We start from the raw sequence: 5,197 nt of genomic DNA, 5'->3' as shown, positions 1-5,197 counted from the left end.
CGGGCGCCTCGCGCCGCTCGCGCAACCGCGTCCGGAAAGCCCGCGTCGCGCGCGCCGCCATCTCGTCACGGCCCTGTTCCTGGAAATGGGCCACCAGCGCGCCGCGGAACCATCGCAGGTCGCGCCGCGCGCGATAGAGGCGATAAAATTCCGCCGCCGTCAGCTCGTCGAAGATCGCGCGCTCCATCACCGGCTTCAGCGCCCCGATCTTGCGCAGGAAAACGGCCGTCTTGTGGTTGGAATAGCGGCAGTTGAACACCCGGATATTGTCGCCCGAGAACCGCGCCACGTGCTGGCGGTCAAGGGCATGATAGGGATCGTAGAAGATGTTGACCCGGCCGAGGCCCCCGGTCAGCGCCGCCGCGTCCGACAAGGGCAGCGTCCAGTCCTGCCGACGCCCGTTCTCGTACCGGGTTTCCCACGGCACGATGTCGGGGTCCAGCGTACTCTGCGGGTTGACCGACACGACATGCGCCCCCGGCACGAGCGAGGCAAAGGCGATGGCGGCGAACCCGCCCATCGAGACACCGGCCATCACCACCCGGTCGTAGCCGTCGAAGAACCCGTCGTCGGCCAGCTTGCGCATCCGGTCGATGAGGTCGGGGTCGCGGTACCAGTCGCTCACGTGCGCCATCACGCCCAGATGCGCGATGTTGCAATCCTGCGCGAACTTGAACCCCCACGGTTCCCGCGTCATGGACGCGTCACCGACGTTCGACAGGTTGTCAAAGGTGACGAGAAGCCGTTTCACCGGCCTTTCGACGAAAAGCAGGCTGTGCCGCAGGCGCTTTTCAAGGAAGCCCGCGCCTTCCGTGCCCGGGCGCAATTCCTCCAGCCACCGCGGCAGCGCCTCGCCGTTCCCGGTTGCCGTGTCCTGCTCTGCCATCACTCGAACTTTTCTTGTCACCCGGCGCACCGCCGCCGGAACCCGTTTTGGGACAGAGCATACTCCCGCCGGGGCTGCCCGCGCAACAGCCGCGTTTAATTGTTCGCATCATGACCGGCCTGTCGGCCCGGCAACGGCGCAACGGGCACGGATAGGATCGCGCAAGACAGGCGAAAGCCCCCGCCGGGCAGGGCCGGCGGGGGCTGGATCATGTCACGGGACCAAAGGTCAATGCACCACGGCATCCTCGGGCGGTTCGCGGTTCGTCGATCCGACACGATCGCCGATGATCAAGCCACTGGCCCCGGCCGTCACCGGCACCGTGCTGCCATCCAGGATATCGCCCGACAGCAGCGCCTCGGCCAGCGGGTCCTGCAGGGCCTTCTGGATCACGCGTTTCAGCGGCCGCGCGCCATAGACAGGGTCATAGCCCTCGTCAGCCAGCCATTTCTTCGCCGCGTCGTCCAGCTCCAGCCGGATCTTCCGGCTCGCCAGACGCTTGAGCAGGCGACGCATCTGGATTTCGACGATGCCGCTCATCTGCTCGCGCGTGATCCGGTCGAACACCACGATCTCGTCCAGCCGGTTCAGGAATTCGGGCCGGAAATGCGACCGCACGGCATCCATCACGTCGCGCTTGGCCTCGCCGGCATCCGCCCCCTCGGGCAACTGGCTCAGCGCCTGGCTGCCAAGGTTCGATGTCAGCACGATCAGCGTCTGCTTGAAGTCCACCGTGCGGCCCTGCCCGTCGGTCAGCACACCATCGTCGAGAACCTGCAACAACACGTTGAAGACCTCGGGATGCGCCTTCTCGACCTCGTCGAACAGCACCACCTGGTAGGGGCGCCGGCGCACGGCCTCCGTCAGGACGCCGCCCTCGTCATAGCCGACGTATCCCGGCGGCGCGCCGATCAGGCGCGCGACCGAGTGTTTCTCCATGAACTCGGACATGTCGATCCGCACCATCGCGCTGTCATCATCGAACAGGAACTCGGCCACGGCCTTGGTCAACTCGGTCTTGCCCACGCCCGTCGGGCCAAGGAACAGGAAACTGCCCAGCGGCCGGTTCTCGTCGTTGAGCCCGGCGCGCGCCCGGCGCACCGCGTTGGCCACGGCCCGCACGGCGGTATCCTGCCCGATCACGCGGCGGTGCAGGTTGTCCTCCATGCCAAGCAGCTTCTCGCGCTCGCCCTCCAGCATCTTGGCGGTGGGGATGCCCGTCCAGCGTTCGACCACGCTGGCGATCTGCTCGGGGCGCACGGCCTCCTCGACCATGACATCGCCTTCCTCCTCGGCCTGCTCGGCCTCGGCCAGCTGTTTCTCAAGCTGCGGGATCACCCCGTAGGACAGCTCCCCGGCGCGGGCCAGGTCGCCCTCGCGCTTGGCGTGGTCCAGCTCGATCCGCGCCTTGTCGAGCTGCTCCTTGAGGTCGCGGGCACTGGCCAACTTGTCACGCTCGGCCTGCCACTTGGCGGTCATCTCCGCGGACCGCTCCTGCAGATCGGCCAGTTCCTTTTCCAGCTTTTCCAGCCGGTCCTTGCTGGCGGCGTCATCCTCCTTGCGCAGGGCTTCGGCCTCGATCTGCTTCTGCAGGATGTCGCGGTCGAGCGCGTCCAGTTCCTCGGGCTTGCTGTCCACCTCCATGCGCAGGCGGCTCGCCGCCTCGTCCACGAGGTCGATCGCCTTGTCCGGCAGGAACCGGTCGGTGATGTAGCGATGGCTCAGCTGCGCCGCCGTCACCAGCGCGCTGTCCGAGATGCGCACGCCATGGTGAAGTTCGTACTTTTCCTTGATGCCGCGCAGGATCGACACGGTATCCTCCACCGTCGGCTCCTCGACCATCAGCGGCTGGAACCGCCGCGCCAGCGCCGCGTCCTTCTCGACATGCTTGCGGTACTCGTTCAGCGTGGTGGCCCCCACGCAGTGCAGCTCGCCGCGCGCCAGCGCCGGCTTGATCAGGTTGGCGGCGTCCATCGCGCCGTCGGTCTTGCCCGCACCCACCAGCGTGTGCATCTCGTCGATGAACAGGATGATCTCGCCGGCAGCCGACGTCACCTCGTTCAGCACGGCCTTGAGCCGCTCCTCGAACTCGCCGCGGTATTTCGCCCCCGCGATCAACGCGCCCATGTCCAGCGCCAGCAGCCGCTTGTTCGCAAGGCTCTCGGGCACGTCGCCGTTGACGATCCGCAGCGCCAGACCCTCGGCGATGGCCGTCTTGCCGACGCCCGGCTCCCCGATCAGCACGGGGTTGTTCTTGGTGCGGCGGCTCAGCACCTGCATCGCGCGGCGGATCTCGTCGTCGCGGCCGATGATCGGGTCGATCTTGCCTTCCTCGGCGGCCTTCGTCAGGTCTTGCGCGTATTTCTCGAGCGCCTCGTAGGTGTCCTCGGCGCTGGCCGTGTCGGCGGTGCGGCCCTTGCGCAGGTCGTTGATCGCCTCGTTGAGGCCCTGCGCGCTCACCCCGCCCTGGTCCAGCGCGTCCTTGGCGGGGCTCTTGACCACGGCCAGCGCGGTCAGCATCCGCTCCACCGGCACGAAGCTGTCGCCGGCCTTGGTCGAGAACTTTTCCGCCTCGGCGAGCACCTTGCCCGTCTGCTGGTCCATGTAGGTCTGCCCGGCATCGCCCGACACCTGCGGGATCTTGCCCAGCGCAAGGTCCAGCGCCTGCGTCACGCGGTCCGGCTTGCCTTCCGCCCGCTTGATCAGGTTGCTGGCCAGCCCCTCGGGATCGTCCATCAATGCCTTGAGAATGTGTTCGGGCGCCAGCTTCTGATGGCTTTCGCGCATCGCGATCGTCTGCGCCGCCTGGATGAAACCGCGCGACCGCTCGGTGAACTTGTTCAAGTCCATCGTCTCTCTCCTTTTTACAAGCGTTCCCTCTTGTGTCGTGCACCCTCCCCGAGGCGTGCGGCGTTCGGGAACCTCGGCGACTGAGATGGGAAAGGGGGCCGCGATCTTCAAGGCGGCAACACCGCCGACAGCGGGAAATTCCGCCTGCCGGCGCCGCCGCGGCCCGGGGCGCTTGACGCCGCGTGCGCGCCGCACGACAAAGGCGCCACACCGGATCAGGAGCCCGCGCCATGCCAGATGACCGCCTCATCGTCGCCCTCGACGTCCCCAACGCGCTGGAAGGGCTGCAACTGGCCACCCGGCTGGGCGACGACGTGAGCTTCTACAAGATCGGGCTGGGCATGCTGACCGGCGGCGGGCTGGCCCTGGCCAACGAGCTGAAACAGGATCACGGCAAGCGCATCTTCCTCGACATGAAACTCTTCGACATCGGCGCCACGGTCGAGGCCGCCGTGCGCGGGCTGGCGCAGTTCGATCTCGATTTCCTCACCGTGCACGGCGACCCCCACGTCGTGCGCGCCGCCCGCGAGGGCGCGGCGGGCAGCAACACGAAAATCCTTGCCGTCACGATCCTCACATCGCTCGACCGCGACGACCTCGACGCCGCGCTGATCGCGCCCGGCCATGTCCGCGATCTCGTGGCGATCCGCGCTGCCCGCGCCTTCGAGGAAGGGGCCGACGGGGTCATCGCCTCCCCGCGCGAGGCCGCGCTGATCCGTGCCCTGCCCGAAGCGCACGGCAAGCTCATCGTCACCCCCGGCGTGCGCCCAGAGGGCAGCGACATGGGCGATCAGAAGCGGGTCGCAACGCCCGCGCAGGCCGTCCGCGACGGCGCCGATCACATCGTGGTGGGCCGGCCCGTCTGGGCCGCGCCCGACCCGGCCACCAGCGCCCGCGCGATCCTCGACACGTTGCCCTGACGTGCCACGCCCCCACCGCCGGCCCATGCCGGCAAGGGCCGGGAAAGGGTATTTTCACCGAGAAGAAGACCGGAGGGGCGAGGCTGACGTGATCGGCACATGACCGGTCGCGACCGGACAGGACCGGGCCGCGGAACCGCGGCATCCGGAGGCTTCATCCCGGAAACCGGAGCCTGCCGCCATGACCACCATCGTGATCGTCGAAGGGAACACGCCCGCCGCCGTCGCCGCCGGTAAATCCGGGGCGCGGGGATTCCTGCGCAGCCTTGCCGTGCTGGACCCGGCCGCGCGGTTCCACGTGGTCAACCCCTATGCGCGCCGCGTGCCGGCGACAGAATTCGACGGGGCGCAAGGCATCGTTTTCACCGGCGCCGGGGAGCCCTGGGGCGTCACCGCGCCGGAGGCCGCGCCGCAACGCGCCGCCATGGACACCGCGCTGGCCAGCGGCCTGCCGGTCTGGGGCAGCTGCAACGGGATGCAACTGGCCGCCGTGGTCGCGGGCGGGCGTGTCGGACCATCGCCGCGCGGCACCGAGGTGGGC

General features: G+C 68.4%; 3 protein-coding genes and 1 pseudogene. 2 read left to right on the top strand and 2 right to left on the bottom strand.

Annotated elements, in window-relative coordinates:
- Together ACH107_RS29590 and clpB are read right to left on the bottom strand one after the other, a co-directional pair.
- Positions 1-886, bottom strand: a pseudogene (locus ACH107_RS29590) (glycosyltransferase family 2 protein); the annotation flags it as partial.
- 228 nt (positions 887-1,114) lie between these two features.
- Positions 1,115-3,736 carry an ATP-dependent chaperone ClpB gene (gene clpB, locus ACH107_RS29585; RefSeq protein ID WP_412509295.1) on the bottom strand — a complete coding sequence of 874 codons (2,622 nt, stop codon included), beginning with the start codon at positions 3,734-3,736 and terminating at the stop codon, positions 1,115-1,117.
- Positions 3,737-3,966: 230 nt separating this feature from the next.
- On the opposite strand from clpB, the gene pyrF reads away from it, so the two are divergent.
- A complete protein-coding gene (gene pyrF, locus ACH107_RS29580) occupies positions 3,967-4,656 on the top strand; it encodes an orotidine-5'-phosphate decarboxylase (protein WP_412509294.1) in 690 nt (229 codons plus the stop codon).
- A 181-nt stretch (positions 4,657-4,837) separates the two neighbouring features.
- Positions 4,838-5,197: hypothetical protein (locus ACH107_RS29575; RefSeq protein WP_412509293.1), on the top strand; the 360-nt coding region annotated here is incomplete at its 3' end.

The organism is Roseovarius halophilus (ex Wu et al. 2025) (assembly GCF_047086965.1).
The sequence above is the reverse complement of the archived record's forward strand: the minus strand, read 5'-3'. Positions and strand labels throughout refer to the sequence as shown.